The 25518-nt window shown below is 40.5% G+C and carries 28 protein-coding genes; 20 read left to right on the top strand and 8 right to left on the bottom strand.

Annotation, left to right across the window (positions count from 1 at the left end):
- Nucleotides 1-23: 23 nt before the first annotated feature.
- From BUA96_RS12250 to uvrA, 3 genes are all read left to right on the top strand, one after another.
- Nucleotides 24-854, top strand: a complete 831-nt coding sequence (locus tag BUA96_RS12250; protein ID WP_072983481.1) for an alpha/beta hydrolase — start codon at nt 24-26, stop codon at nt 852-854.
- Nucleotides 855-868: 14 nt separating this feature from the next.
- Nucleotides 869-1609: a DJ-1/PfpI family protein gene (locus tag BUA96_RS12245; protein WP_072983479.1), complete on the top strand. Its 741-nt coding sequence runs from the start codon at nt 869-871 to the stop codon at nt 1607-1609.
- Between the two features lie 314 nt (nt 1610-1923).
- Nucleotides 1924-4437, top strand: coding sequence for an excinuclease ABC subunit UvrA (gene uvrA, locus BUA96_RS12240; RefSeq protein ID WP_072983477.1), 2514 nt, complete (start codon nt 1924-1926; stop codon nt 4435-4437).
- A 12-nt stretch (nt 4438-4449) separates the two neighbouring features.
- Here the strand turns inward: uvrA and BUA96_RS12235 are convergent, their stop codons facing one another.
- Nucleotides 4450-5013: a Crp/Fnr family transcriptional regulator gene (locus tag BUA96_RS12235; RefSeq protein ID WP_072983475.1), complete on the bottom strand. Its 564-nt coding sequence runs from the start codon at nt 5011-5013 to the stop codon at nt 4450-4452.
- 70 nt (nt 5014-5083) lie between these two features.
- Here BUA96_RS12235 and BUA96_RS12230 point away from each other — a divergent pair, with 70 nt between their 5' ends.
- Nucleotides 5084-5710 carry a chloramphenicol acetyltransferase gene (locus BUA96_RS12230; protein ID WP_072983873.1) on the top strand — a complete coding sequence of 209 codons (627 nt, stop codon included), beginning with the start codon at nt 5084-5086 and terminating at the stop codon, nt 5708-5710.
- Nucleotides 5711-5757: 47 nt separating this feature from the next.
- Nucleotides 5758-6126: an iron chaperone gene (locus BUA96_RS12225; RefSeq protein WP_072983473.1), complete on the top strand. Its 369-nt coding sequence runs from the start codon at nt 5758-5760 to the stop codon at nt 6124-6126.
- 40 nt (nt 6127-6166) lie between these two features.
- On the opposite strand, the gene BUA96_RS12220 is transcribed toward BUA96_RS12225, so the two are convergent.
- Complete coding sequence (locus BUA96_RS12220; protein ID WP_072983471.1) at nt 6167-6904, bottom strand: DUF5995 family protein; 738 nt, start codon at nt 6902-6904, stop codon at nt 6167-6169.
- A 171-nt stretch (nt 6905-7075) separates the two neighbouring features.
- On the opposite strand from BUA96_RS12220, the gene BUA96_RS12215 reads away from it, so the two are divergent.
- Nucleotides 7076-8068: a 2-hydroxyacid dehydrogenase gene (locus BUA96_RS12215; RefSeq protein ID WP_072983469.1), complete on the top strand. Its 993-nt coding sequence runs from the start codon at nt 7076-7078 to the stop codon at nt 8066-8068.
- A 46-nt stretch (nt 8069-8114) separates the two neighbouring features.
- Here BUA96_RS12215 and katG read toward each other — a convergent pair whose 3' ends face one another.
- Nucleotides 8115-10361, bottom strand: a complete 2247-nt coding sequence (katG, locus tag BUA96_RS12210; RefSeq protein WP_072983467.1) for a catalase/peroxidase HPI — start codon at nt 10359-10361, stop codon at nt 8115-8117.
- 230 nt (nt 10362-10591) lie between these two features.
- On the opposite strand from katG, the gene BUA96_RS12205 reads away from it, so the two are divergent.
- Both BUA96_RS12205 and BUA96_RS12200 read left to right on the top strand, forming a co-directional pair.
- Nucleotides 10592-10972, top strand: a complete 381-nt coding sequence (locus BUA96_RS12205; RefSeq protein ID WP_072983466.1) for a MauE/DoxX family redox-associated membrane protein — start codon at nt 10592-10594, stop codon at nt 10970-10972.
- Between the two features lie 88 nt (nt 10973-11060).
- Nucleotides 11061-11552 carry a nuclear transport factor 2 family protein gene (locus BUA96_RS12200; RefSeq protein ID WP_072983464.1) on the top strand — a complete coding sequence of 164 codons (492 nt, stop codon included), beginning with the start codon at nt 11061-11063 and terminating at the stop codon, nt 11550-11552.
- Here the strand turns inward: BUA96_RS12200 and BUA96_RS12195 are convergent.
- Nucleotides 11549-12457 carry an AraC family transcriptional regulator gene (locus tag BUA96_RS12195; protein WP_072983462.1) on the bottom strand — a complete coding sequence of 303 codons (909 nt, stop codon included), beginning with the start codon at nt 12455-12457 and terminating at the stop codon, nt 11549-11551. The two genes, BUA96_RS12200 and BUA96_RS12195, sit on opposite strands and share 4 nt — an antisense overlap.
- Nucleotides 12458-12690: 233 nt before the next feature.
- Here BUA96_RS12195 and BUA96_RS12190 point away from each other — a divergent pair, with 233 nt between their 5' ends.
- Together BUA96_RS12190 and BUA96_RS12185 are read left to right on the top strand one after the other, a co-directional pair.
- Nucleotides 12691-14214 (top strand): aldehyde dehydrogenase family protein, encoded by a 1524-nt coding sequence (locus BUA96_RS12190; protein ID WP_072983460.1) that lies wholly within the window; start codon nt 12691-12693, stop codon nt 14212-14214.
- Nucleotides 14186-14599, top strand: a complete 414-nt coding sequence (locus BUA96_RS12185; RefSeq protein ID WP_128755697.1) for a DUF779 domain-containing protein — start codon at nt 14186-14188, stop codon at nt 14597-14599. Before BUA96_RS12190 ends, BUA96_RS12185 begins: the two co-directional genes overlap by 29 nt.
- Before the next feature lie 70 nt (nt 14600-14669).
- Here BUA96_RS12185 and BUA96_RS12180 read toward each other — a convergent pair whose 3' ends face one another.
- Together BUA96_RS12180 and BUA96_RS12175 are read right to left on the bottom strand one after the other, a co-directional pair.
- Nucleotides 14670-15008 (bottom strand): tRNA-binding protein, encoded by a 339-nt coding sequence (locus BUA96_RS12180; RefSeq protein ID WP_072983459.1) that lies wholly within the window; start codon nt 15006-15008, stop codon nt 14670-14672.
- On the bottom strand, nt 15001-15312 hold the full coding sequence (locus tag BUA96_RS12175) for a phosphoribosylpyrophosphate synthetase (RefSeq protein ID WP_072983457.1): 312 nt from the start codon (nt 15310-15312) through the stop codon (nt 15001-15003). The genes BUA96_RS12180 and BUA96_RS12175 overlap by 8 nt, the downstream gene beginning before the upstream one ends.
- A 127-nt stretch (nt 15313-15439) precedes the next feature.
- On the opposite strand from BUA96_RS12175, the gene BUA96_RS12170 reads away from it, so the two are divergent.
- From BUA96_RS12170 to BUA96_RS12160, 3 genes are all read left to right on the top strand, one after another.
- Nucleotides 15440-16012, top strand: coding sequence for a thioredoxin family protein (locus BUA96_RS12170; protein WP_072983455.1), 573 nt, complete (start codon nt 15440-15442; stop codon nt 16010-16012).
- Nucleotides 16013-16666 carry a uracil-DNA glycosylase family protein gene (locus tag BUA96_RS12165; protein WP_072983453.1) on the top strand — a complete coding sequence of 218 codons (654 nt, stop codon included), beginning with the start codon at nt 16013-16015 and terminating at the stop codon, nt 16664-16666.
- A gap of 73 nt (nt 16667-16739) precedes the next feature.
- Nucleotides 16740-18497: a M14 family metallopeptidase gene (locus tag BUA96_RS12160; protein WP_072983451.1), complete on the top strand. Its 1758-nt coding sequence runs from the start codon at nt 16740-16742 to the stop codon at nt 18495-18497.
- On the opposite strand, the gene BUA96_RS12155 is transcribed toward BUA96_RS12160, so the two are convergent.
- Nucleotides 18465-19088: an NUDIX hydrolase gene (locus tag BUA96_RS12155; RefSeq protein ID WP_072983870.1), complete on the bottom strand. Its 624-nt coding sequence runs from the start codon at nt 19086-19088 to the stop codon at nt 18465-18467. The two genes, BUA96_RS12160 and BUA96_RS12155, sit on opposite strands and share 33 nt — an antisense overlap.
- Nucleotides 19089-19095: 7 nt before the next feature.
- Here BUA96_RS12155 and pyrE point away from each other — a divergent pair, with 7 nt between their 5' ends.
- Complete coding sequence (gene pyrE / locus BUA96_RS12150; RefSeq protein ID WP_072983449.1) at nt 19096-19749, top strand: orotate phosphoribosyltransferase; 654 nt, start codon at nt 19096-19098, stop codon at nt 19747-19749.
- A gap of 41 nt (nt 19750-19790) precedes the next feature.
- The gene (locus BUA96_RS12145; protein ID WP_072983447.1) at nt 19791-20183 is read left to right on the top strand and encodes an orotate phosphoribosyltransferase; all 393 of its coding nucleotides are present in this window, start codon (nt 19791-19793) and stop codon (nt 20181-20183) included.
- On the opposite strand, the gene BUA96_RS12140 is transcribed toward BUA96_RS12145, so the two are convergent.
- The gene (locus tag BUA96_RS12140; RefSeq protein WP_072983445.1) at nt 20180-20908 is read right to left on the bottom strand and encodes a biotin--[acetyl-CoA-carboxylase] ligase; all 729 of its coding nucleotides are present in this window, start codon (nt 20906-20908) and stop codon (nt 20180-20182) included. The two genes, BUA96_RS12145 and BUA96_RS12140, sit on opposite strands and share 4 nt — an antisense overlap.
- A gap of 85 nt (nt 20909-20993) precedes the next feature.
- On the opposite strand from BUA96_RS12140, the gene rsfS reads away from it, so the two are divergent.
- From rsfS to BUA96_RS12115, 5 genes are all read left to right on the top strand, one after another.
- On the top strand, nt 20994-21365 hold the full coding sequence (gene rsfS, locus BUA96_RS12135; protein WP_072983443.1) for a ribosome silencing factor: 372 nt from the start codon (nt 20994-20996) through the stop codon (nt 21363-21365).
- 9 nt (nt 21366-21374) lie between these two features.
- Nucleotides 21375-23348, top strand: a complete 1974-nt coding sequence (gene ftsH, locus BUA96_RS12130) for an ATP-dependent zinc metalloprotease FtsH (protein WP_072983440.1) — start codon at nt 21375-21377, stop codon at nt 23346-23348.
- Between the two features lie 107 nt (nt 23349-23455).
- A complete protein-coding gene (locus BUA96_RS12125) occupies nt 23456-24070 on the top strand; it encodes an LUD domain-containing protein (protein WP_072983438.1) in 615 nt (204 codons plus the stop codon).
- Between the two features lies 1 nt (nt 24071).
- On the top strand, nt 24072-24875 hold the full coding sequence (locus BUA96_RS12120; RefSeq protein WP_072983436.1) for a phosphatidate cytidylyltransferase: 804 nt from the start codon (nt 24072-24074) through the stop codon (nt 24873-24875).
- Nucleotides 24865-25518, top strand: a complete 654-nt coding sequence (locus tag BUA96_RS12115; protein ID WP_072983434.1) for a phosphatidylserine decarboxylase family protein — start codon at nt 24865-24867, stop codon at nt 25516-25518. The genes BUA96_RS12120 and BUA96_RS12115 overlap by 11 nt, the downstream gene beginning before the upstream one ends.

Raw genomic sequence — 25518 nt, 5'->3', positions numbered from 1 at the left:
TGATGTATTTAAAACAGTGCACAATGAAAGCTAGCCTAGTACTCCTACTCTTCTGCAGCTTTAGCCTTCTAGGTCAAAAGCTTCCTGAAAGACTCAGTGAAACTGATTTTACTATCGGAAAAACTATAAGTATTCAGTCTAAAATTTTAAAGGGAGAACGTGTGCTCAACGTGTATCTTCCGCAGCATTATTCGGCTGATAGCACCAAAACCTATCCGGTTATTTATTTACTCGACGGTTCTAAAGACGAAGACTTTATACATATAGCCGGGATCGTTCAGTTTGGTTCGTTCTCTTGGATCAATATGCTTCCAGAAACGATTGTCGTAGGCATCGCCAATGTAGACCGAAAACGAGATTTCACCTACCCTTCTCAAAATAGCTTGGATCAAGAGGAATTTACCACTTCGGGCAAATCGGCACATTTTATTCAATTTTTAGAGGAAGAATTACAGCCCTTTATAGCGGCCAATTTTAAAACTTCAGAAGAAAAAACGCTTATTGGTCAATCTTTAGGCGGACTTCTAGCCACAGAGATCCTCTTTAAGAAACCGGAGCTTTTTGATAAGTATATTATCGTGAGTCCGAGTTTGTGGTGGGATGATGAGAAACTTTTGAATGCGCCAACGCCTTCCTTTACTTCTTCAAAATCTATTTATATCGCCGGTGGTAAAGAAGGTGAAGTGATGGAACGTACGGCAAAAACACTATACAACAGACTGAATCAACAACAAGATGAAAAGACGCGCGTCTTCTATGAATTCCTTGAAGATAAAGATCACGGTGACGCTTTGCACATTGCGGTATATCACGCGTTTGAAAAGATTTTTGGTTCGCAGAAAAACACCCAATAAAACAATTCCATTGTATGCTCAAAATCCTATCCATTCTCAGTATTGCCCTTCTCCTAACAAGTTGCAACACTCAAAGTAAAAAGACAGAAGTCGCTACTCAAGAAAATACGACAAGCACAGACACGCTTACCAAACATCTAAAGCCTTTCAACACCGAATTACCCACAATTGGTTTGCTGATGTATAATGGCGTTTTACAAAGTGAGGTAGTCGCAACATCAGATGTGTTTGCAAAGCCTACGGAAGCAGGTGAGCAACTCTTCAACGTAATTACTATTGCTGAAACCACCAACCCAATCACTACCGAAGAAGGCTTGCATCTCGTTCCCGACTATACTGTTGAAAATTGCCCAAAGCTAACCGCGCTTTTTGTACCCAGCGCGTATGATATGTATGCGCAGGTGCATAATGAAGCGCTTGTGAATTTCATTAAGCAGAAAAATGAAGAAACCCAATATACGGTGAGCAACTGTGCGGGAGCTCAACTTATAGGCGCCTCTGGCATTGCAAAAGGACATAAGATCGTTACCTATATTGGCGGCGGAACACAACTACAAAAAGACTATCCTGAACTGCTCGTGCAAAATGACAGCTTAGTCACTTTTGCAGAAGACGGTAAGTTTTTATCTTCTAACGGAAATTTAGCGAGTTATATTTCGGCCTTAGAACTGTTAGAAAAAATGACCGATGCACATCATCGGGAATTCGTAGAAAGCTATCTGTACTTAGACCGACTTCAAAATTGGGAAAGGTAGTGCAGGGATCGCCTTGCTTAACGTTAGCATTCTCGTCAACTCCCTCAGGACAAACCTATAAGGCATTGGTTGAAAACGAATTTTCAATTTCGATGCATCCCGAAAGCTTTCGGGACGAGTATTAAACCCTTTGGCGGCGCCAATAAACTTCCAAATCCGGAAGGTCAGCTAAACAGTTCTTGTTATATTCGACGCCATACGTAAACTACCCCGTGCCAAGATCGTGAGGTAGGCGTTAAAAAATATCAATTGCTAGGCATTCCGATAGGTATCGGGACGGGGTCTAAACCCTGTTTTGCCCATAAAACAACCTAATGGCTAAAGAAGGATATGTGGTCGTGCAAGGCGCCCGCCAGAATAATCTCAAGAATGTTTCTGTTGAAATTCCGCGGGATGCCCTCGTGGTGTTTACTGGTATTTCGGGTTCCGGAAAATCATCCTTAGCCTTTGGCACCTTATATGCCGAAGCACAACGCCGTTATTTAGAATCGGTTTCACCCTATGCGCGCAGGTTGTTCAATCAAATGCCCATTCCTGAAGTAGATGCTATTGATGGCCTACCGCCTGCCGTGGCGTTACAGCAGCAGCGCAGTTCGGGTTCTACCCGATCTACGGTGGGTTCAGTGACCACGCTTTCTAACTTGCTGCGTATGTTATATTCCCGCGCAGGAAACTATCCAGAAGGTCAAGAACTTTTATACGCCGATGCCTTCTCTACCAATACGCCAGAAGGAGCCTGCCCGGAATGTCACGGTTTAGGAAAAGTGTATTCCGTAACCGAAAAAAGCTTGGTTCCTGACGACAGCTTAACCATTAGAGAGCGGGCGATTGCTGCCTGGCCCAAAGCCTGGCAAGGCAAAAACCTAAGGGACATTCTGGTGACTTTGGGGTATGATGTAGATATCCCGTGGAAAGAACTTCCGCAGGAAGAAAAAGACTGGATTCTATTTACTGAAGAAACTCCTACCGTACCGGTCTTCCGTGATCGCAGTCCACAAGAAGTACAGCAAGCGCTAAAGAACAACGAGCAACCCAGCTATAAAGGCACCTACACCAGCGCAAAAAATTACATTTTACAAACCTATGCCAATTCGCCGAGCGCATCGATGAAAAAGCGAGTGTCTGAGTATATGGTGGGCAGCACCTGCCCGACGTGTTACGGTAAACGCCTGCGCCCGGAATCACTTTCGGTAACTTTTGCAGGTTATGATATTGCCGAGATCGCACAGCTTCCGCTGAAAAAGTTGCTTGAGATTTTTAAACCGTACAGCGAAGGTTCGGCTGCTGCATTAAAAAAACTGGCAAAAACCAATCAGGAAAAAGTATTGGTAACCCAACGCATCGCCGAAGATTTTGTAAGCCGTATTGAAGTTTTGCTCGATCTGGGCTTAGGCTATTTAGCACTGGACCGAAATACCCCAACGCTTTCTCCCGGAGAACATCAACGCCTGCGGCTTGCCACGCAAGTGCGAAGTAATTTATTTGGTGTCGTTTATGTTTTAGATGAACCTTCGGCAGGTTTACATCCGGCAGATACGGCTGCTTTATTACGCACCCTAGCGATGCTGAAGGATGGCGGAAATTCAATTTTTGTGGTAGAACACGAACTCGATGTGGTACGCCAAGCCGACTGGATCGTTGATGTAGGTCCCGATGCCGGCGAAGGTGGTGGCAGAATTTTATATAGCGGTCCACCGGAAGGTTTAAAAGACTGTGCTACTTCAAAGACCAGAGCGCATCTATTTAACGAGAATCCTTTTCAAAAGCCTTCACGCAAGCAACCTCAACATTGGCTGAAACTTGAAGGTATCACACGTAATAATCTTAACCAACTCGATGCAGCTTTTCCTATTGGGGCGCTGACCTCAGTTACCGGAGTTTCCGGTTCCGGGAAAAGTAGCTTGGTTAGTCAGGCGCTGGTGGAATTGATGAAGATTCACTTAGGAAACCCGACTTCTGAAGAAAACGAAGAGTCGGATGAACTTTTGCAACAGGAAACTGAACAACCTCCTTCAGGAAGTATTACCGCAGGAAGCGAGCATCTCAAACGTATGGTACTCGTAAATCAAAAACCCATAGGTAGAACGCCGCGTTCTAACCTTGCTACGTACACCGGACTTTTTGATACCGTACGCAAGCTTTTTGCTAAGACCGATCTGGCAAAATCGAGAAAATACAAAGCCGGACGCTTTTCGTTTAATGTAGGCAAAGGCCGTTGCCCCAATTGTGAAGGAGAAGGTGCAGTAATGGTAGAATTATTGTTTTTACCCAGCGTCTATGCTCCTTGCCCCGTATGTGAAGGCACCCGCTACAATGCCGAAACTTTAGAAGTTACCTATAACGATAAAAACATTGCCGAAGTACTGAATATGACCGTGACTGAGGCAACCGATTTCTTTAAAGCCGAAGCTCGGGTGCATCAACTGCTTCAATTGCTAGAGGATGTTGGTTTGGGGTATTTACGTCTGGGACAACCTGCCACCGAACTTTCGGGTGGAGAAGCGCAACGTATCAAGTTGGCTAAAGAATTACAACGCCAAAATAACGGTAAAACGCTGTACGTACTTGACGAACCTACAACCGGCCTGCACCCTACCGATGTTGAAAAATTACAATTGCAACTCAATCATTTGGTGGAAGCAGGAAATACCGTAGTTCTTGTTGAGCATGATATGCAAGTGATCGCAGCAAGTGATTGGGTGATCGATATGGGACCCGGCGCAGGTGATGAGGGAGGTAATATTGTTGTAGCCGGCACTCCCGAAGAAGTTGCTGTAAGCAGTACGAGTAAGACAGCACCTTATTTAAAAGAGGTTTTGAATTCCTGATTATGAAGTATTTTAGGAATTTTCGCGTTGCTTTAATAAGCGATTAAGACTACGCACCGAAATTCCCAGGTAAGCAGATAGGTCTGCTTTTGATATCTCGATTTTTTCAGTCTCTTGAAGTTTTAGAATGCGTTGCAGTCCGTTTTCAGTGGTATATAATTTCTGAAAAGAAGCCTTTTTACTGGTGTTGGTAATGCGTTCTGCATAGGCATTTATGATGAGGCGATTCAGCTTAAGATCAGTATTCAACAAGTTGAGAAAACACGCTTTAGTGAGTTTATAAGCTTCCACTTTATTCAATGCCTGTACCGAACATAACCGTGGTTCGTCACGAATCAATTCTAATTCTCCTAAAATTTCCCCTGTGCTCAAAAAAGCCAGAATATATTCTTTCCCGTTTTCTTCCTCTAGACCTATTTTACACAGACCACTTTTCAGAATAAAAACATGTTGTGCAGCAGATCCTTGATGCATCAGCATCTCTTTCGCATTAAATTCTATTAGCGATACTCCCGCTGTATCCTGCGCATAGAGCTCTTCTACAAAATCCAGAAAATTAGAAGCTTCTTGAAACATAGTTTAGGTAGGACACATGTCCTTGTTTAAGATTTGTGGGCTTTTGAAATTTGCACAAACAAAATTAAGCATGATAGAAGAAATAGCCCTAGAAACCTATACCCGAAAAGAACAATTTAATTTTTTTAAAGATTTTGAAGAACCTTTTTTTGGAATAACCACAACCGTAGATCTCACCAGAGCTTACGCCTATTGCAAAGCCAACGCATTACCCATTTTTGCTTATTATTTGCATGCGGCGAATACGGCTGTAAATGCGATTCCTAATTTTAAGCAGCGTATTCACAAAAACAAAATCATCGCTTACGATCGTATTGATGTCTCTACGACAATAGCCCGACCAAATCATACTTTTGGCTTCTCAATGATCAAACACGCAGCTGATTTTAATCTTTTTAAAACCAATTTTTCTGCTGAAAAAGAACGCGTTCAAAACACAACCCAACTGATGCCTGATGGAATGACAGATCAGGTGGTTCATTATTCTGCATTGCCGTGGTTTACGTTTAGTGCGGTTTCTCACGCCCGTAAGTTTTCTATTAATGACAGTTGTCCGAAGATCACATTTGGTAAAATTCAGCAGGAAGCAGGACAGGTGACTTTACCCGTTTCTGTGCACGCGCACCACGCTTTAGTTGATGGATATCACGTAGGACTTTTAATGGAAGCGATGCAAAACACTCTTGACCGCCAGTAATTTACAATTGAATTTTTCACTAGCTTTAGGAGGATAATCTTTGAATTATGAATACCACAGAAGCAACCACTGTATCTCAATATATTGCCGAATTTCCTGAGCCGGTTCAAGAAAAAATGAAGTTGATACGCAGCCTTATCAAAAAGGCTGCGCCTGAGGCGACTGAAGGTATTTCGTATCACATGCCGGCGTACAAATTGAATAAAAAGCCGTTGGTTTATTTTGGCGGATTTGTAAATCACATAGGTTTCTATGCCACTCCGGTGACACACGAGCATTTTAAGGATCAATTATCAGGTTATAAAAATGGTAAAGGATCAGTGCAGTTTCCGCATAGTGAACCACTCCCGGAGCAGCTCATTTTAGCTATGATCCAGTTTAAAGTAAGTGAGCTATCAAAATCGTTAAAACTCTAGAGGTAAGTCTCGAAGTCTTTAATTAGGATTTTCGAATAAATCAACGTTCTAAAATCGCTGCAACGCTCTGCACATCTTTCACCTCAAAAAAGCGCACCACCTTTGCGACCACTTGTAACAGCTTACTCTTTGGGTTTACAAGTTGCACGGCTAAAGCTGCAATTACCTGATCACGGTCAGCAATCGCTTCCTCTTTTTCTACCGCTGCAGCATATTGATTAGCAAACAGCCAAGCGCCATCCCGAGCTATATTAATGCTAAAAGAGACCAACTTATCTTCCTTTCCTTTACCTACCAATTCCAGTAATTTGAACAGCGGTGACACTTTACCAATCGCAGCTTTTACATCAGCAACCATCGCTGCTAGAACTTCGTTGATCTTATTAAAATCTTGTTCAAAATCGGCTAAAGCGTGAGCTCCCGTGGTTTCTGCAGCTGCAATACCCAAGTCGAGATTGATGTGTGCGTTTATACCTAAAAGTAAATGTTGCATCACCAGCGCTTCAGAAATTTTAAAGGCATTGAACCAGCTTTCAGTAGGAGGATTTCCTGCTTTGTAGTGTTGATAAGCTTCGATATAACGATTGGCAAAAATGACATCCAATTGTTCCATCCGGGCGTTATCATAAAATTCTTCAGCTTCTATTCCGGCTTTAATGCGTTTAGTTACCCGATTATAAAGAATTGGAAAAAAAGCCAAGGAGCTGTTGTTTTGTTTTTCGGTAAGAATAATGGCGTCCAGTTGCTCAATGACTTGATCGATGGTTGTTGCTTTCATAAGATGGAGAATGTGGTTTCCTGCTTTGGCAACCAGGAATTAGTTGTTAGACCGCTAAAGTTCTAAAATATTCATAAACCACACTTTAACAAACACTTATATTCTACCAACGTTTAAAACTTTGGTTTAAAGGCGAAATAAAATAACTTAGAGTGCTTAAATCTTCATTTTATGAAAGTAGCCTTCTTCAGTACAAAAAAATACGATCAAGAATTTTTTGAAAGCATCAATACCGATTTTAATCACCAACTTACCTTTTTTGAAACTGCTCTGAATGCGCACACGGCTTCTTTGGCCAAAGATTTTGACGCAGTATGTGTTTTTGTGAACGACGACCTTAACGCTGAGACCATTAATAAATTAGCCGATGCCGGCGTAAAAATTATTGCCCTACGCTGTGCAGGGTTTAATAATGTTGACCTAAAAGCAACTGAAGCTCAAAATATTCCGGTAGTGCGCGTGCCTGCTTACTCACCGCAAGCGGTTGCCGAGCACGCAGTCGCGCTTATTCTCACGCTCAATCGCAAAACGCATAAAGCCTATAATCGCGTGCGTGAAAACAACTTTTCATTAGAAAAACTTACCGGTTTTAATCTCTACGGAAAGACTGTAGGTGTAATTGGCACCGGGATTATCGGGCAATGTTTTGCTAAAATTATGTTGGGGTTTGGCTGTAAAGTTTTGGCTTATGATATCAAACCGAATGCGGAATTAAAAGAGTCTGGCGTCACTTACGTTGACCTTGATAAACTTCTAAAAGAAGCTGATATTATCTCACTGCATTGCCCGCTTAATGAACATACACATCATTTGATGAATGCTGAAGCTTTTGAGAAAATGAAAGAAAGTGCTATGCTCATCAATACCGGGCGCGGCGCTTTGATTGACACCACTGCCGTGGTTGAAGCTCTAAAAAGCGAGAAACTAGGGTATTTAGGAATCGACGTTTATGAGCAGGAATCGGGTTTGTTTTTCAACGACCTTTCTGAAACAGTAAACAAAGACGATGATTTTTTAAGACTGATGTCTTTTCCTAACGTCTTGATCACAGGACATCAAGGTTTTTTCACTGTAGAAGCGCTTGAACAGATCGCACACGTAACGCTAAAAAATCTAACCGATTTTGAACAGGGAAAAGAATTAGAAAATAAAGTCAGTACATAAAAAAAGGCGACCCATAGTCGCCTTTCTCATTATTCTAATCTTACCATTATTGAAGATCGTAACGATCTAAGTTCATTACTTTAACCCAAGTTTTCACGAAGTGTTTTACAAAACGCTCGCCAGAATCCTCAAGCGCATAGGCTTCTGCTAGCGCTCTTAATTCTGAATTTGAACCAAAGATCAAATCTACACGGGTACCGGTCCATTTTTTCTCTCCGGTGTTGCGGTCACTTCCTTCAAAGAGTTCATCTTCTTCAGAAACTGCTTTCCACGTCGTATTCATATCCAATAGATTTACAAAGAAATCATTGGTTAAGGTTTGTGGTTTATCAGTGAATACTCCGTAATCAGAACCGTCAAAATTGGTATTTAATACGCGTAAACCTCCTACTAATACCGTCATTTCTGGTGGTGTCAAGGTTAAAAGCTGTGCGCGATCTACCAAGAATTCTTCTGCTTTAATTGCAAAACGATCTTTCATATAATTTCTGAAACCGTCTGCTACCGGCTCTAGCGCATCAAAGGCTGAAGCATCGGTTTTTTCTTCTAAAGCATCTGCGCGACCAGGGGTGAAAGGCACATTGATGTTGTGACCGGCATCTTGAGCCGCTTTCTCTACTGCAGCACTACCTGCAAGCACAATAAGGTCTGCTAATGAAACTTTCTTATTTCCGCTTTGCGAATCATTGAAAGATTTTTGAATCCCTTCTAAGGTTTTCAAAACAGCGTCTAACTGCTCAGGATTGTTTACTTCCCAAGTACGTTGTGGTGCAAAACGTATACGTGCTCCGTTAGCTCCTCCACGCTTGTCAGAACCTCTAAAGGTTGATGCAGAAGCCCAAGCTACAGATACCAATTCTGAAATTGAATGACCTGATTCTAGAATATTCTTTTTAAGATGCGCTACATCTGCATCTGAAACCAACTCGTGATCTACTGCCGGAATTGGGTCTTGCCAAATCAATTCTTCCTGAGGTACTTCAGGACCTAGATAGCGCTCCTTTGGTCCCATATCACGATGCGTTAATTTAAACCACGCGCGAGAATAAGCATCTGCAAACTCCTCTGGGTTTTCCATAAAATGTCTGGAGATCTTCTCGTATTCAGGATCAAAACGCAGCGATAAATCTGTAGTCAGCATAAACGGTGCGTGTTTTACATCGGGTCTGTGCGCATCAGGCACGGTACCGGCACCGGCATTATCTTTTGGTTTCCATTGGTGTGCTCCTGCAGGACTTTTAGTGAGTTCCCACTCATAACCAAATAAATTTTCAAAATACTTATTACTCCATTGTGTAGGCGTATCCGTCCAAGCTCCTTCTAATCCACTGGTGATTGTATCTGCTCCTTTACCAGAACCATAGTTGTTTTTCCAACCGGTTCCCATAGCTTCCATTCCTGCTGCCGCAGGTTCTGCATCCACGTGCTCTTCAGGATCTGCTGCACCGTGTGTTTTTCCGAAGGTATGACCACCGGCGATTAAAGCTACAGTCTCATAATCATTCATCGCCATACGCCCAAAAGTCTCTCTAATAAAATGTGCAGACTCAACCGGATCTGGATTTGCGTTGTGCCCTTCAGGATTTACATAGATCAATCCCATATGTGCAGCACCTAGTGCTTTCTCTAGTTCGCCGCCTTCATAACGTTCTTTATTGCCTAACCATTCGGTCTCTGCTCCCCAATATACTTCTTCAGGTTCCCATACATCTTCACGACCACCGGCAAAACCAAACATTTTAAGTCCCATAGACTCGTGGGCGCAGTTTCCTGCCAAGATCAATAAATCTGCCCAAGATAATTTGTTACCGTATTTCTTTTTAATAGGCCATAAAAGTAAACGCGCTTTATCTAAATTGGCGTTATCCGGCCAGCTGTTTAGCGGTGCAAAACGTTGTTGCCCACTTCCTGCTCCTCCTCTACCATCGTGAATACGGTAGGTTCCGGCTGCGTGCCAAGCCATACGAATGAAAAACGGACCGTAGTGCCCATAATCTGCAGGCCACCAATCTTGACTGTCAGTCATCAGATCGTGCAAATCTTGTTTTACCGCAGCAAGATCAAGACTTTTAAAGGCTTCGCCATAATCAAAATCTTCATCCATCGGGTCAACTAATGAAGAATTTTGCTTGAGAATATTAAGATTTAATTGGTTAGGCCACCAATCTCTATTTGTCGTTCCTTGACCGGTGACGTGATTCATCTCACCACTAAGAAACGGACATTTAGAAGATTCGTTTACATCCCAAACCTTACCGTCTGTACCGTGATCTTTTCCGTTTTTATTTTCCATTTGTCTGTTGAATTTTAAATGTTATTCGAGTGTAAAGAACTTCAATAATTCACTAGCTTTTCAATAACTTTGATTTATAGTTTTTATAAATCAATAACAAAAAACTATATACAACGATTGAGTCCTTAATATTTTCCTTCAATTTACTTAATTTAGAGGAAACAGAAAACCCATGCTATTTGAAAAAATAGTTAGTAAAACTCTACTAAAGCGTTATTAAACTTCTGCATATGAAATCAAAAATCTTATTTATCATCAGTGTGCTTTTTGGCTTATTATTCATCAATTCAGGTTTGAATAAATTCTTCAACTATATGCCCTTGCCTGAAGATATGTCTCCCGAAATGCTTGAACTTTTTAACGCGTTTACAACTATAGGCTGGTTAATGCCGCTCATCGCAATTGTAGAAATTATCGCAGGAATTCTGGTGATGTTCAAACCTACACGTGCTTTAGGCGCAATTATGTTATTCCCGATTCTAGTGGGCATTTTACTGCTACACCTTCTAAACGAACCCAGCGGTTTACTTATGGCGATTGTATTTTTTGCTTTAGATATTTGGTTCCTTTTTGAAAGCCGAAATAAACTCAAACCCTTGTTCAATAAGTAACAGTATGCTTTTTAGACAGCATTTAAATTAGGTATGCTGCGGAAAAACTCTAAGCTTTGACGTAATTTTAAGTCTTAAACTGGTTTTGATGCACCCCAACGAACAATTGATTACCGATTTCTACCTGGCTTTTAAGAATCACGATCCACAAGGAATGACTACTTGCTATGCCAAAAACATCATCTTTGAAGATCCTGCTTTTGGTAAAATTCAAGGGAAACGCGCTTTTGCCATGTGGTATATGCTTATTGAGCGCGGTGGCGATGCGTTACAGATTGATTTTAGTGAAGTTCAAGCCAATGATTATAACGGAAGTGCAAAATGGACTGCTACCTATACCTATGGGCCGCAAAAAAGAAAAGTGGTCAATCACGTGGTGGGAACCTTCAGCTTTCAAAACGGGAAGATCGTACAGCATACAGATCACTTTGATCTTTGGCGCTGGTCACAACAAGCGCTGGGTTTCAAAGGCTACCTCCTAGGATGGACGAAATTTATGAAATTGAAAATTCAGCAAAATACGAGTAAAGCGCTCTCTAGCTACTTACACAAAATGAAGTCGTTTGATGTAGCGTTTTAATGCTGCGCTGCCTTTGCCTGAAATGCTCCGGGCGAAATCTGGTTCATACGTTTGAATACGCGGTTGAAATATGATCTACTCTCAAAACCACACTCCAAATACACATTTTTTATTTTTTTGTTAGGATCCTGAAGTAAGCTGACGGCAAGTTTTATACGTTCGGTATTGATAAAATCAACAGGAGAAATACCAAGTTCATTTTTAAATACTCTGTAAAAATTAGACTCACTCATACACGCTTTTTTGCTCAATGTTTCTACGGAAAGCGACTCGTGCAGATGTTCGCGTATGTATTGAATTATAAAGGCCAACCTATTATCATTGCTTAATTTAAGTGCCTTATCGGTATAGATTTTTCGGTTATTGGTTTGAAGAATGCGTACGATCAATTCTTGTAACATATTATCAACAAAAAAATCTTTTGAGGGATGATTTTCAGTAAAAAGAAACAGCAAGCGTTGCAAAATCTGAAAGATGCCGGCGTCGTTGGTAAAATGAAAATTATAATCCATCAAGCTCCACTCCTGCCCATCAGCCTTGCCGATATTCTCATTCATCAAGGTTACCACATTCTTGATTTTATCTTCAGAAATTGCCATAGCCAAACAACGCGTAGGATTGCGGTGTTCCGCATCCGGAAAATCTATACACATCAGTTCGTCTGCAGGTAAAATCAAAGATTCTCCGGGTAAAAAATCAAAACTGTTATGATCGCGCAGGTGCATAATTTTCTTCCCGTGAAGCATACTCGCCAAAACCGGTTTATCAAACTGCAGCAATACGCGTTCTGCCTGTTGATGCGTTTCAAAAACGTGCATTGCAGCATTATTCAAAGTAAAAGAAGTCTGATTTTCCACCAGATTCTCAAGCTTTCTGTTTTTATAAAATGTGTCGGGCAAATGCATACTTAAATTATAATATCCTTAAACGAACGAAGTTTATGTATTAAATATACAATTTAATACACCTATAATTAACACATTAACAATTTTTGAGAGGATCGTACACTTTTTTGATAGAATTGGTCAAAGTCTAAGAATATGTGTTCGTTAACTTTAGACATCGCAAAAATGCTAATAGCATTACCTCAAATTTCTAAGCAACAATTTAAGTAACGTATAATTAAAAAAACAATCTTATGAGTGATGTACAGACCGCTTCCGCAAACGTTGTAGAGAAGCCAAAATTTAAAGATCAGTATGAAAACTTTATTGGCGGTAAATGGACGTCGCCTGTAAAAGGGCAATACTTTGATAATGTTTCACCGGTTGACGGTGCAAACTTTACACGAATTCCGAGATCTACTTCAGAAGATATCGAAAAAGCAATAGATGCCGCTTGGGAGGCTGCTCCAAAGTGGAACAATTCTGCTGCAGCATACCGCAGTAATTTATTATTAAAAATTGCGGATGTTATGGAACAAAATCTAGAGGCGCTTGCTCGTGCCGAAACCTGGGATAATGGTAAAGCGATCCGCGAGACGATGGCTGCAGATTTACCGCTTGCCGTAGACCACTTTAGATATTTTGCTGGGGTGATCAGAGCTGAGGAAGGTTCGGTAAGTGAGCTAGACAGCAATACGGTCTGTATCAATGTCACAGAGCCTCTAGGGGTCGTCGGGCAGATCATTCCTTGGAATTTCCCAATTTTAATGGCAACTTGGAAACTCGCTCCTGCACTAGCTGCCGGAAACTGCGTAGTGCTCAAACCTGCCGAACAAACTCCTGTTGGAATCTTAATTCTTATGGAATTGATCGAAGATATTCTACCGGCCGGAGTACTCAATATCGTAAACGGTTTTGGCGCCGAAGCGGGAAAACCGCTTGCTTCTAGTCCGCGCATCAATAAAATTGCTTTCACCGGTGAGACCACTACCGGACAATTAATAATGCAATATGCTTCTAAGAATATCACGCCGGTCACCCTTGAACTTGGAGGAAAATCTCCTAATGTATTTTTTGAAAGTGTAATGGATGCTGATGATGAATTCTTTGATAAATGCCTCGAGGGAGCAACGCTGTTTGCCTTAAATCAAGGTGAAGTATGTACTTGTCCATCGCGCTTACTTGTACAAGAAAGTATTTTTGATGATTTTGTGGAGCGTGTAGTAGAACGTACCAAAGCTATAAAACTAGGTCATCCTCTAAGTCCCGATACCATGATGGGTGCACAAGCCTCTAATGATCAATATGAGAAAATCCTGAATTATATCAATATTGGTAAAGAGGAAGGTGCCGAAGTACTTTGTGGTGGTGATGCTGCGTATAACGAAGGCTTAGAAGGAGGTTATTATATTCAGCCTACGATCTTGAAAGGGAATAATAAAATGCGCGTTTTTCAAGAAGAAATCTTTGGTCCGGTGCTTTGCGTGACTTCTTTTAAAGATGAAGCAGATGCTATTGAAATAGCAAATGACACCCTTTATGGATTAGGTGCCGGAGTTTGGACGCGTGATACACACCAAGCCTATCAAATCTCAAGAGCGATCAAAGCAGGTCGTGTTTGGGTAAATAATTATCACAATTATCCTGCACACGCTCCCTTTGGCGGATATAAAAAATCTGGTATTGGCCGTGAGAATCACAAAATGATGTTGGCACATTATCGCCATACTAAGAATATGCTGATTTCTTATGACAAAAAATCAATGGGCTTTTTCTAAAAATCAAATGATGACACCACGTGTAGAAGCAACAGATGCTGCAAAGAAAATTATAGATCAATTACGGGAAGAGCACGGCGAACTTATGTTTCACCAGAGCGGCGGCTGCTGTGACGGCTCGTCATCAATGTGTTTCCCAAAAGGAGATCTAATGATCAATGAAACCGATGTATATCTGGGAACGATACACGACTGTGAGTTTTATATGTCTAAAGACCAATTTGAATATTGGAAGCATACGCAACTCACTGTAGATATTACCTCGGGAAGAGGCTCGAGTTTCTCATTAGAAATTCCGCTTGGGATTCGGTTTGTTATTAAGTCTAGAATGTACACCGAAGAAGAAGCAAAAAACCTCAGCCCAACACGCAGCGGTGAACCATAGTTGTCACGTACATCTGCTGCATAAAAAAGCCTCCCAAGTGGGAGGCTTTACTATTTTTCAGGCATCAACGTTAACCTATACGTAAACCATTAGGCACAGGCAAATCTGGATTGAGCACTGTGACTTCTTCGCCTTCTACGGCGCCGAGCAACAGACATTCACTCATAAAATTTGCGATCTGCTTTTTAGGAAAATTCACCACTGCTATCACTTGTTTACCCACAAGTTCCTGACGCTGGTATCTTTTTGTTATTTGCGCCGAAGTTTTTCTAATACCTATTACATCGCCAAAATCAATATTGAGTTGAAAAGCGGGCTTTCGCGCTTCAGGAAAATCGCTGACGCTTAAAATGGTCCCCACACGCATATCTACGCGTTCAAATTCAGACCATTTGAGATCATTATTCATTATGCTCAATCTTCAGTTTTTGAATCATTTCTTGAGAGATTTGACCACTGTATGCGCCATACGCATCGACTAAAAGGCCTTTCTCGCCACTATCAGTATTGATCACATAGAGTACACTATTATCTCCGGGATTGGTCATTCCTTCAAATCTAAAAGCTTCTTCAACTTCGATCTGTCCTGCTTTCCAGGTTTTTTTATGGGCTTTAGATTCGATTCCTTCGTCTACCAGATTAAAATCGGTATCATATCCTTTTTTCTGTAATTCTTCGATCGCTACGGAAAGCGAACTATATGTATTTTTCATAATTGCTAGTTTTATTTAAAGTTACAAAGGCTCTTTTCTGAGCCCAAAGATTTAAAAGAACTTTAGTATTTGTAACAAGTTTAGCCTATATACGACCTATTTAACACTAGGAATTAGAAACAACAGTATGGCAAGAACACCTTCAAATATGCTTCCGTTAGGAACTCAAGCTCCGTTTTTCACGCTTCCTAATCCACTCACCAATAAACATGTGACGCTTACTGATGTTGCTGGTGAACGTGGAACGGTAGTGATGTTTATTTGCAATCACTGCCCTTTTGTAAAACACGTGAATGACGAGGTTGTGCGCATTGCCAATGATTACCGTGTGCTGGGTTTTGGTTTTGTTGCTATAAGCAGTAATGATGTTGAAAATTATCCTGAAGACAGTCCGTGGTTGATGCGGGAGACCGCAAGAAAATACAATTTTAGCTTCCCTTATTTATACGACGAGACGCAGCAAACGGCTAAGGATTATGACGCTGCGTGTACCCCTGATTTTTATTTATTTGATGCGGAATTAAAACTTATATATCGCGGTCAGTTAGACGATTCTCGCCCAGGAAACGGCATTCCTGTAAACGGAAGGGACCTGCGTGAAGCTCTTGATAATGTGTTTAATAATCGTCAACAAAACGAACTTCAAAAGCCCAGTTTAGGCTGTGGGATCAAGTGGAAGCAGGACGCAAATCCTTCTTAGATGTTTGAGCACACGCATCCCTATCCTCCTTTTAATCTTGAACACGCAACCAAACTCATTGTAGGCACGTTGCCGCCTCCGCGGTTTACTACAGGTGATTTGCTACCAGAAGATGTAGATTTTTGCTACGGAAGTAAAAACGGAATGCTGTGGCCCATTCTCGATCAAATTTTTGATCTGGGTTTGGTTTATGAAAATACTGCTCACGCCATTGAGCAGCGCTCCCATTTTCTCAAAAGCCGCAACATTGGCGTTTGTGATATTGTAGCTGCTGCAAAACGCGAAAAAGTTGATGCTTCAGATCTAGGAATGCAAGAGGTAGAACTACGTGATTTGATAGGCTATCTTGAAAGATTTCCGCAGATCCATACGCTAATCTTTACCGGAGGCGCTAGCAAAAACGGCCCGGAGTATTTTTTTAGGAAACAACTCAAGGAACACCACGTAAAACTTAACGTTATTTCTTCAGAAGTACCGCGTATTCATCAGTTTCAAATGGGAGAGCGATCTATAAAAACTGTTTCCTTAACTGCGCCTTCGGGAGCTGCCAATCGCGCGATAGGTAGTATGAAAAGTTATAAAGAGCAAAAACTGAAAGATCCACAATTTTCAACCTTTGATTTTAGAATTCAGCAATACCGCCCGTTCTTTTAGTTTCTGAACAAAGACCATGCTTCAAACTTCAATTAATTAGTAATTTTAGCAATTCAACTTTTTTAAAATTTATATGAAAGCATCCCTACTCAGCCTCTTGTTTCTTTTAACTATTGCCTGTGCCGAAAAACCCAAGCCCGAAGATTTTGACCTCGTAACTCCCTTTGAAAAAGGAGACGGCAATCAAACGCCAATCTATGATGAGGTAATGGCTTATTATGAAGATTTGGATGCTGCCTACGTTTCGATCAAAACCTATAAAATTGGCAGAACCGACAGTGGTGAACCACTCACCTTAGTGACCTATAATACCAACCGCACATTTGATTCAGAATTTGCTGATGCCAAAGAGGTGACGCGCATTTTGATCAATAACGGCATTCATCCCGGAGAATCAGATGGTATTGATGCGACGATGATGATGATGCGAGACTTGGCTAACGGCACGATTGAAACACCCGAAAATGTATGGATCGGTGCTATTGCTGTGTATAACATTGGCGGTGCGCTCAACCGAAATACCGGAACGCGCGCCAATCAAAACGGTCCTGAAGAATATGGTTTTAGAGGAAATGCTCAAAATTATGATCTCAATCGCGATTTTGTAAAAGCTGACACCTACAATGCCCGTGCTTTTGCAGAGATCTATCATATGGTAAATCCAGATGTTTTGATCGACAACCACGTGAGCAATGGTGCAGATTATCAATATGTTCTTACACATTTGTTTACACAGCACAACAAGCTGGGAGACGAATTAGGCGATTATCTTCATACAGAATTACAACCGCAACTGGAGCAAGATCTTGCTGCTAAAGACTGGCCAATTACGCCTTATGTAAATGTATTTAATCAAGTTCCTGAAATTGGTTTTTCTCAATTTATGGACTACCCGCGCTACTCTACGGGTTACAGCACTTTGTGGAATACCTTCGGGATGATGGTAGAAACACATATGCTTAAACCGTATAAAGATCGCGTTACCGGAACCTATGAGTTGATGAAATCAATGATCAAGATCACGGAAAAGGATGGTGCAAAAATGCAAGCCTTGCGCAAAGCAAAAGATTCATTATACCGAAGCGGCGCGCTTACAGGTCAAGCATACACGCTTCAATTTGAGATTGACAGCAGTAGAACGTCTACACTTAATTTCCTAGGCTATGAAGGCGAACAAAAAACAAGTACCGTAACCGGAATGTCGCGTTTAAAATATGACCGCAACAAACCTTTTGAAAAAGAAGTCACGTATTACAATTATATGAAACCGGCCAGCGATGTTACAATTCCCGCAGCATATATCATTCCGCAGGGATGGCGCCATGTGATCGAACGTTTAAAAGAAAATGAAATCGACTTTGAGCGTTTTCAAAAAGACAGTATGCTAACTGCTGAAGTATATCATATTGCCGATTATAAAACCCGCAACCAAGTGTATGAAGGACATTATCTGCATTACAATACAGAAGTTGAAACTTCAACTCAAGAAATAAAAATTAGAAAGGGAGATTACTGGGTTAAAACCAATCAGTCTGGACTGCGCTACATTATGGAGATGCTTGAACCTTCAGGTGTAGATTCGTTTTTCAACTGGAATTATTTTGACACGATTCTTCAGCAGAAAGAACACTTCTCCCCTTATGTTTGGGAAGACCGCGCCCAAGAACTACTGGATGCAGATCCTGAACTTAAAGAAGCTTTTGATACTAAAAAACAAGAAGATGCTCGTTTTGCTCAGAACTGGTACGCCCAGCTTGAGTGGATCTACGAGCATTCTGATAACTATGAAAAGGCCTACTTACGCTACCCGATCTTTAGGATTACTAATTAAGTATTCCTTCGGAAATAGAAGTTTGATGTTTTCGTAAGACATTGTCAATGCCTTCTGAGATTTTTCAAAATTTTTCCAACGTACTTTTTTGATCCCCTCAGAGGGCTGTGGCTCTAGCGGTCCGCTGTAGGAGGTGGTCATTTTGTACCAATAGGTTTCCTTCAGCTTAAATTTACCGTTACGCTTAAAAACGTGATAGGTTACCGTGATAAGATCGCCTAAAACTAAATCCTGACATCCGGTTTCTTCACTTACTTCACGTACGGCACATTCTTCAATAGTTTCCTTTTTCTCGAGTTTACCTTTTGGGAGATCCCATTTTCCGTTGCGTTTTATAAAAAGAATTTCAGAGTGATCGTTAAATACCATTCCGCCTCCGGCAACTACTACCGGCAACTTCTTCTTTAAAAACTTGAGCAATTTTTTACCCTTAGCGTGATATAAATTAATGTGCGTGAGCTGACCACGATTTACCTGTTTAATAATGCTTTTAATTTTTGCACGTTTTATGGGAATGGATGTGTAATTTTCGCCAATATACTTTTCAGTTGAAAGTATAATGGGCACATCATTTACAAAAACTTTATACATTTGTACCATGATCTTAAAAAAGGAAACAGCTAAAAAAACAGCTGAGTTGTTGTTGCAAATTAATGCAATTAAATTACAACCACAAAACCCCTTCACGTGGGCCAGCGGATGGAAATCTCCCATTTATTGCGATAACCGTATAACGCTCTCTTATCCGCCGATACGCAATTATTTAAGAGAGAACATTGCAAATCAAATAGAACTGCTCTACGGAAAACCTGACGTTATCGCAGGGGTTGCTACCGGTGCAATAGGAATAGGGATGCTCGTGGCAGATTTTTTAAACTTGCCTTTTGTTTATATCAGACCTGAAGCTAAAAAGCACGGGCGTCAAAATCAGATTGAAGGAAAGCTAGAACCCGGTCAATCTGTGGTGGTGGTTGAAGATTTGATCAGTACCGGCAAAAGTAGCCTTATGGCAGTAGATGCTCTAAAAGCCGCTGAAGCCAATGTAAAAGGAATGCTTGCCATTTTTACGTATGGTTTTGATATTTCAAAGTCTAACTTTGAACAGTATGGTATTGACCTACATACATTAAGTGACTATGACCACTTACTTGAGCAGGCTTTGGACACCCAATATATTTCTGAAAAAGAAAAACTAACCTTGCAGACCTGGCGTCTTTCTCCAAACACTTGGCAGGCTGCACCTATTAAATAACAAAAAATCACAAAAATTAAATTTACAGACGTACTACAACTATGCATATAGAAAGCCCTAAAAAAACTATTGATAAAAGTCCTGAAACCATTTACAATTTTTTGAACGACGTAAACAATTACAAAAAACTAATGCCAGACAGCATTAGTAAGTTTGAAATTTTGAATGAAAAGCGCTTTTTATTTGCTTTAAAAGGAATGCCCGATATTGTCTTGGAGTTAAAAAACAGCGTTCCATACAACAAGGTGGTGCTAGGTGCTGCGAGCGATAAACTTCCGTTTACACTAACGGCAAACATTAAAGAGCTTACTGAAAACAGCAGCGAAGCTTCTTTTGAATTTGAAGGAGAATTCAATGCCATGATGTCTATGATGATCAAAGGGCCTATAACCAAGTTCATACAGACTTTGGCAGAAAACCTACAAACGATTTAATACAGAAGTTTTAATTCTTTTAGATCGAATGCTTTATAAAGCTCATCTTCTAGCTGAACGATGAGCTTTCCTGTTTTTGAGACCTCCTTAATGATCCCGGTAAATCTATTTCCTGAAGGGTCTTCAAAGGTCGAAGCTTTATCTCTTCTAAAAAGTTTCTGCTCATATTCAGCTTTCAACGCTTCAAAATCTCCAGAAACTATGCGGGCTACAAACGTGTAAAACTTTTGTATCAGCAAGTCTAAAATTTCTTCCAGGTCAAAATACCTTCCGGTCTCCAGCGCAATAGAAGTCGCTCTGGGAGCTCTGGAAAACTGCACTTGGTTAACGTTGAGTCCGATGCCAATAATTACCGCTGTTAGATCCTTTCTAATTACACTTTCTATGAGAATACCACAGATTTTTGATCTGCCTGCCAATATGTCGTTTGGCCATTTAACCGAAAGTTGTTGCAATCCTAACTGTTCTAGCACTTCAAAAACAGCTAGCGATGTAGCCATTGTGATGTAAAAAGACCGGTCTAAAGACAAGGCTTCAATGCGTTTAAACACACTAAACGTAAGGTTTTTACCCGGCTGAGCTTCCCAGAAAGCACCACGCTGCCCTCTGCCCGATCGCTGCTCTACCGTCCACACCAACACATCAGTATCGGGGTTCAATTCTTTAGTATAAGATCTTAGATAACTATTTGTAGAAGTTGTGGCATTAAGTTTGACTATTTTCATACAGCAAATAGAATGGCTTAAATGTGATTACAAGAAACACTATCAAACAAAATTGTAATAACTTTGTCAGACTAAAAAAGATTTAATGGCAAAAAAGGAAGTAAGTACAGATCAATTAATAACAACTATTCTAGAAGGGATTGAGGAAGTGAAGGGTCAGAACATTGATTTATTAGACCTTAGGGAAATAGAGAACATGGTTTGTGACTACTTTATTGTATGCAATGGTACCTCAAACACGCAGGTTGCCGCTATTGTCAATTCCATTCAAAAAACTGTAAGTAAAAAATTAAAAGATAAGCCCTGGCACGTAGAAGGTATGCAAAATGCAGAATGGGTTTTGATGGATTATGTGAATGTAGTGGTTCACGTATTTCAAAAACACATCAGGGAGTATTATGATATTGAAAGTCTTTGGGGAGATGCCAAAGTAACTTCAATTGAATCCAACTATTAAAAAAATTCGATGGCAGAAAAATCTAAAAAGCCCACCCCAAATAAGCCAAAATTCAGTGCTTGGTGGATATACACAGCAATCATTCTTGTTTTTTTCGCAATTAATTACTTCAGCAATAGCTCTGACTATGGAAGTCCTAAAGAGATTTTGCAAGATCAATTAACAAATTTCATTACAGATGGTGATGTTAAACGAATTGACATTAGCACCACTCCGGGTAAGAAAGTTGCGTACATTTATCTCACTGATGATGCAAAAAATAAAGACAAGCATACTAAACCTGCTAACGATGGAATGAACTTTCTTAACAGTACGGGAGGAGCTGACTATGAATATCGTTATGGAACTTTAGAGAACTTTGAAAAAACTTTAAAAGAACTTAAAGTAGAAAAAGATTTTCAAATTAAGTATTTACCAACCGATAATGATTGGGCTGGACAGCTTTTCACAATGTTGCTTCCTATTGTTATAATTATCGGTATTTGGATTTTCATTATGCGTAGAATGTCATCTGGTGGTGCTGGTGGTGCTGGCGGACAGATTTTCAACATAGGAAAATCTAAAGCAAAACTTTTTGACGAAAAGACTGATGTTAAAACATCCTTTAAAGATGTTGCCGGTTTAGAAGGTGCAAAAGAAGAAGTTCAAGAAATTGTAGATTTCTTAAAAAGTCCGGATAAGTATACTAACCTTGGTGGTAAAATCCCAAAAGGAGCACTTTTAGTAGGACCTCCGGGAACCGGTAAAACCTTATTAGCGAAAGCTGTAGCAGGCGAAGCTAAAGTGCCTTTCTTCTCGCTTTCAGGTTCTGACTTTGTGGAGATGTTTGTTGGTGTAGGTGCATCACGCGTACGTGATCTATTCAAACAAGCAAAAGAAAAATCACCTGCGATTATTTTTATTGACGAGATTGATGCGATTGGTCGCGCAAGAGGAAAAGCTAATTTCAGTGGCTCTAACGACGAGCGCGAGAACACGTTAAACCAACTTCTTACGGAGATGGATGGTTTTGGCACCAATACTAATGTAATTGTACTTGCCGCAACGAACCGTGCTGATGTACTTGATACTGCATTAATGCGTGCCGGTCGCTTTGACAGACAGATTTATGTGGACCTGCCTGATGTTCGTGAGCGTAAGGAAATTTTTGAAGTGCATTTGCGTCCTTTAAAGAAAGTTGCAGACGAACTTGACACAGAATTTATGGCAAAGCAAACACCGGGATTCTCTGGTGCTGATATTGCCAATGTATGTAACGAGGCGGCGCTTATCGCTGCACGTCAAGGCAAAGCTGCAGTAGGTCGTCAAGATTTCTTAGATGCGGTAGATCGTATCGTAGGAGGTCTAGAGAAGAAAAATAAAATCATCACTCCAGAAGAAAAACGCGCTATTGCCTTTCATGAGGCCGGTCACGCAACTGTAAGCTGGATGCTTGAACACGCTGCTCCTTTAGTAAAAGTTACGATCGTTCCGCGTGGACGTTCCCTTGGAGCTGCTTGGTATTTACCTGAAGAGCGCTTGATCGTGCGCCCTGAGCAGATGCTAGACGAAATGTGCGCCGCAATGGGTGGTCGTGCTGCTGAAAAAGTGACCTTTGATAAAATTTCAACCGGAGCTTTGAGTGACTTAGAAAAAGTGACCAAGCAGGCACGTATGATGGTAACCACATACGGACTGAATGATAAAATCGGGAACTTAACGTATTACGATTCTTCAGGTCAGAATGAATATAATTTCAATAAGCCGTATAGTGAGAAAACTGCAGAACTTATTGATAAGGAAATTTCAAAGATAATTGAAGAGCAATATCAACGTGCGATCAAAATTCTTGAAGACAATAAAGATAAGTTGCACGAGCTCGCTGAAGTGCTTTTAGACAAAGAAGTGATTTTCAAAGACAACCTTGAAAAAATCTTCGGAAAACGTCCTTTTGAGAAAACACAAGAGGCCGAAGTGAAAGACACTCCGGTTAGTGAAAGCTAGAAAACACTAGTTCTCAAAACAATATAAAATCTTAACTTGACACGCTGTTGAGTTAAGATTTTTTATATTTGATAGAATCCTAAATTTAGACGAATACACACTCATTTATGAGTATTTTTAATAAGCTTTTTAAACAGAAAAGTTCATCTAGTTCTGAGAGCCCCAGCAACAAAGGTCCAGAACGCGGCAAATATATGCCAGACATTACTGCGCCAGCAGATGAACGTTTTACCAAACATTTTATACTTAATGGTGGTAAATTCTTGTATTGTATTGATATGGATGAGGTTCACGAGAGCTTTGACAATATTTTACTGGAAAACGACTGGTATGAGCAAGAAGCCTATTGTATGGATGATAAATTGCAAAAGCTTTTTGACGGTTACAATCTAGAGTTTGGCCACAACAAAGAGTCTAGCTTTTTTCTATCTACTTGTGAAAATCTGATTGCTGATGACGGTAGTTTACTCGTTTCTTCTAATCAGATCAAAGAGAAAAAGTTAAAAGAATTACCGCAAAATTTTGTCATTTTTGCGACAACAAGCCAAATTGTAAATAATATTGGTGAAGGCCTAAGAGGTATTAAAAAGAAAAATACCGGGCAAATCCCTACCAACATCACCACCATCAAGAATTTTGAACCTAAAGAAGGTACTAAAGATTTTATGTCGTACGGAAGTAGCGCAAAAAATCTTTACTTGTTACTACTAGAAGATTTGTAGTATGCGTGAACTTAGCGTAAGAGCACTCTCGGGCTTTTTATATGTTATTATCCTACTCTTTTCTATTTTTTATTCCGAAAAATGGTACATACTCCTGTTCTTATTATTCGGGATCATCACCCTTCGTGAATTCTTAAGACTTATAGGATTTCAGTTCTGGTATACTTACCTCATTTTAATAGGTTTTATTTTATTCTTTAGCTATTATAAGCTGTCAAAACCCGCTACTTTAGTATTGCTAGGCTTGACAGTAGGCACCGGATTGTATTTGATGAAAAATCTTTTCAGCGAAAAAATCAGAAAGTATAATAAGCTTCAAAAGCTACACATTACCGTTTTTTATATCATCGCAAGTTTTGTGTTCCTGACCTTACTCCCAACCCACGGTGATGATTTTTCTCCTTACACCGTTGCCGGACTTTTTGTACTCATTTGGACTAATGACACGTTCGCATATATTGTAGGTAAAAGTTTTGGGAGGCATAAACTCTTTCCTAGTATTTCGCCCAAAAAGACCATAGAAGGATTTTTTGGCGGACTCGTTTTTGCTTGTATCGCCAGCTATTTTATTCATAAATTTACGCATAGCCTCAACTTCAATATTTGGCTATCGCTCGCCGTTGTAATGAGCACTTTAGGAACCTTTGGCGACTTGATCGAGTCTAAGCTTAAACGCGAAGCCGGGGTTAAAGACAGCGGAACGCTAATGCCGGGCCACGGAGGCTTGTATGATCGTCTTGACAGCATACTATTCGCCAGCCCTTTTATTTATTTGGTTTTAATAGTATTTGAATATGTTTCATAAAGAAGGATATACCATAATTATCGTGACGCTTCTGGTGGTAGCCATTGGCTTTGTTTCAACTCAAACCTGGGTAAGTCCTGTTTGGCTTCAATACGTATGCTATGCCGCGCTTGTGATTTTTCTAATTCTGATCCTTCAGTTTTTTAGAAATCCTAGCCGTAAGGCTGCCGGAAATATAGAAGAGATCGTTTCTCCCGTTGACGGAAAAGTAGTGGTTATCGAAGAAGTGTTTGAAAAAGAGTATTTCAACGAAAAACGTCTGCAAGTTTCCATTTTTATGTCGCCGCTCAATGTGCACGTTACGCGTTATCCCGCAGGCGGAAAAGTAGTTTACAGTAAATACCATCCCGGAAAATACCTGGTTGCCTGGCACCCTAAAGCCTCTGAAGAAAACGAGCGCACTACTGTGGTTGTTCGTTCTACAAGCTTTGGTGATGTGCTTTATCGCCAGATTGCCGGCGCTCTCGCAAAACGTATTGTGAACTACGCTAAAGAGGGCGATGAAGTTTTTCAGGGAGAAGATAGCGGTTTTATCAAATTTGGTTCTCGAGTTGACGTATTTTTGCCGTTAGATACTCCAATTGCTGTTACGCTTAACCAAAAAGTAAAAGGAGCACAAAGCGTGATAGCAACCCTTAAGTAA

Origin of the sequence: Leeuwenhoekiella palythoae, from assembly GCF_900130045.1 — a bacterium.
Taxonomy (GTDB): Bacteria; Bacteroidota; Bacteroidia; order Flavobacteriales; family Flavobacteriaceae; genus Leeuwenhoekiella; species Leeuwenhoekiella palythoae.
The sequence above is the reverse complement of the archived record's forward strand: the minus strand, read 5'-3'. Positions and strand labels throughout refer to the sequence as shown.

Bases quoted from the DNA above. Each gene is read 5' to 3' on its own strand.
- BUA96_RS12175 (WP_072983457.1), bottom strand. From the start codon at position 15,312: ATGAAAAATACATATAGTTCGCTTTCCGTAGCGATCGAAGAATTACAG.
- pyrE (WP_072983449.1), top strand. From the start codon at position 19,096: ATGATCTTAAAAAAGGAAACAGCTAAAAAAACAGCTGAGTTGTTGTTG.
- BUA96_RS12200 (WP_072983464.1), top strand. From the start codon at position 11,061: ATGCACCCCAACGAACAATTGATTACCGATTTCTACCTGGCTTTTAAG.
- BUA96_RS12215 (WP_072983469.1), top strand. From the start codon at position 7,076: ATGAAAGTAGCCTTCTTCAGTACAAAAAAATACGATCAAGAATTTTTT.
- BUA96_RS12245 (WP_072983479.1), top strand. From the start codon at position 869: ATGCTCAAAATCCTATCCATTCTCAGTATTGCCCTTCTCCTAACAAGT.
- BUA96_RS12160 (WP_072983451.1), top strand. From the start codon at position 16,740: ATGAAAGCATCCCTACTCAGCCTCTTGTTTCTTTTAACTATTGCCTGT.
- BUA96_RS12250 (WP_072983481.1), top strand. From the start codon at position 24: ATGAAAGCTAGCCTAGTACTCCTACTCTTCTGCAGCTTTAGCCTTCTA.
- BUA96_RS12205 (WP_072983466.1), top strand. From the start codon at position 10,592: ATGAAATCAAAAATCTTATTTATCATCAGTGTGCTTTTTGGCTTATTA.
- BUA96_RS12120 (WP_072983436.1), top strand. From the start codon at position 24,072: ATGCGTGAACTTAGCGTAAGAGCACTCTCGGGCTTTTTATATGTTATT.
- katG (WP_072983467.1), bottom strand. From the start codon at position 10,361: ATGGAAAATAAAAACGGAAAAGATCACGGTACAGACGGTAAGGTTTGG.
- BUA96_RS12235 (WP_072983475.1), bottom strand. From the start codon at position 5,013: ATGTTTCAAGAAGCTTCTAATTTTCTGGATTTTGTAGAAGAGCTCTAT.
- BUA96_RS12170 (WP_072983455.1), top strand. From the start codon at position 15,440: ATGGCAAGAACACCTTCAAATATGCTTCCGTTAGGAACTCAAGCTCCG.
- BUA96_RS12165 (WP_072983453.1), top strand. From the start codon at position 16,013: ATGTTTGAGCACACGCATCCCTATCCTCCTTTTAATCTTGAACACGCA.
- BUA96_RS12185 (WP_128755697.1), top strand. From the start codon at position 14,186: ATGACAAAAAATCAATGGGCTTTTTCTAAAAATCAAATGATGACACCA.
- rsfS (WP_072983443.1), top strand. From the start codon at position 20,994: ATGGCAAAAAAGGAAGTAAGTACAGATCAATTAATAACAACTATTCTA.
- BUA96_RS12125 (WP_072983438.1), top strand. From the start codon at position 23,456: ATGAGTATTTTTAATAAGCTTTTTAAACAGAAAAGTTCATCTAGTTCT.
- BUA96_RS12115 (WP_072983434.1), top strand. From the start codon at position 24,865: ATGTTTCATAAAGAAGGATATACCATAATTATCGTGACGCTTCTGGTG.
- BUA96_RS12220 (WP_072983471.1), bottom strand. From the start codon at position 6,904: ATGAAAGCAACAACCATCGATCAAGTCATTGAGCAACTGGACGCCATT.
- ftsH (WP_072983440.1), top strand. From the start codon at position 21,375: ATGGCAGAAAAATCTAAAAAGCCCACCCCAAATAAGCCAAAATTCAGT.
- uvrA (WP_072983477.1), top strand. From the start codon at position 1,924: ATGGCTAAAGAAGGATATGTGGTCGTGCAAGGCGCCCGCCAGAATAAT.
- BUA96_RS12155 (WP_072983870.1), bottom strand. From the start codon at position 19,088: ATGTATAAAGTTTTTGTAAATGATGTGCCCATTATACTTTCAACTGAA.
- BUA96_RS12225 (WP_072983473.1), top strand. From the start codon at position 5,758: ATGAATACCACAGAAGCAACCACTGTATCTCAATATATTGCCGAATTT.
- BUA96_RS12145 (WP_072983447.1), top strand. From the start codon at position 19,791: ATGCATATAGAAAGCCCTAAAAAAACTATTGATAAAAGTCCTGAAACC.
- BUA96_RS12190 (WP_072983460.1), top strand. From the start codon at position 12,691: ATGAGTGATGTACAGACCGCTTCCGCAAACGTTGTAGAGAAGCCAAAA.
- BUA96_RS12180 (WP_072983459.1), bottom strand. From the start codon at position 15,008: ATGAATAATGATCTCAAATGGTCTGAATTTGAACGCGTAGATATGCGT.
- BUA96_RS12195 (WP_072983462.1), bottom strand. From the start codon at position 12,457: ATGCATTTGCCCGACACATTTTATAAAAACAGAAAGCTTGAGAATCTG.
- BUA96_RS12230 (WP_072983873.1), top strand. From the start codon at position 5,084: ATGATAGAAGAAATAGCCCTAGAAACCTATACCCGAAAAGAACAATTT.
- BUA96_RS12140 (WP_072983445.1), bottom strand. From the start codon at position 20,908: ATGAAAATAGTCAAACTTAATGCCACAACTTCTACAAATAGTTATCTA.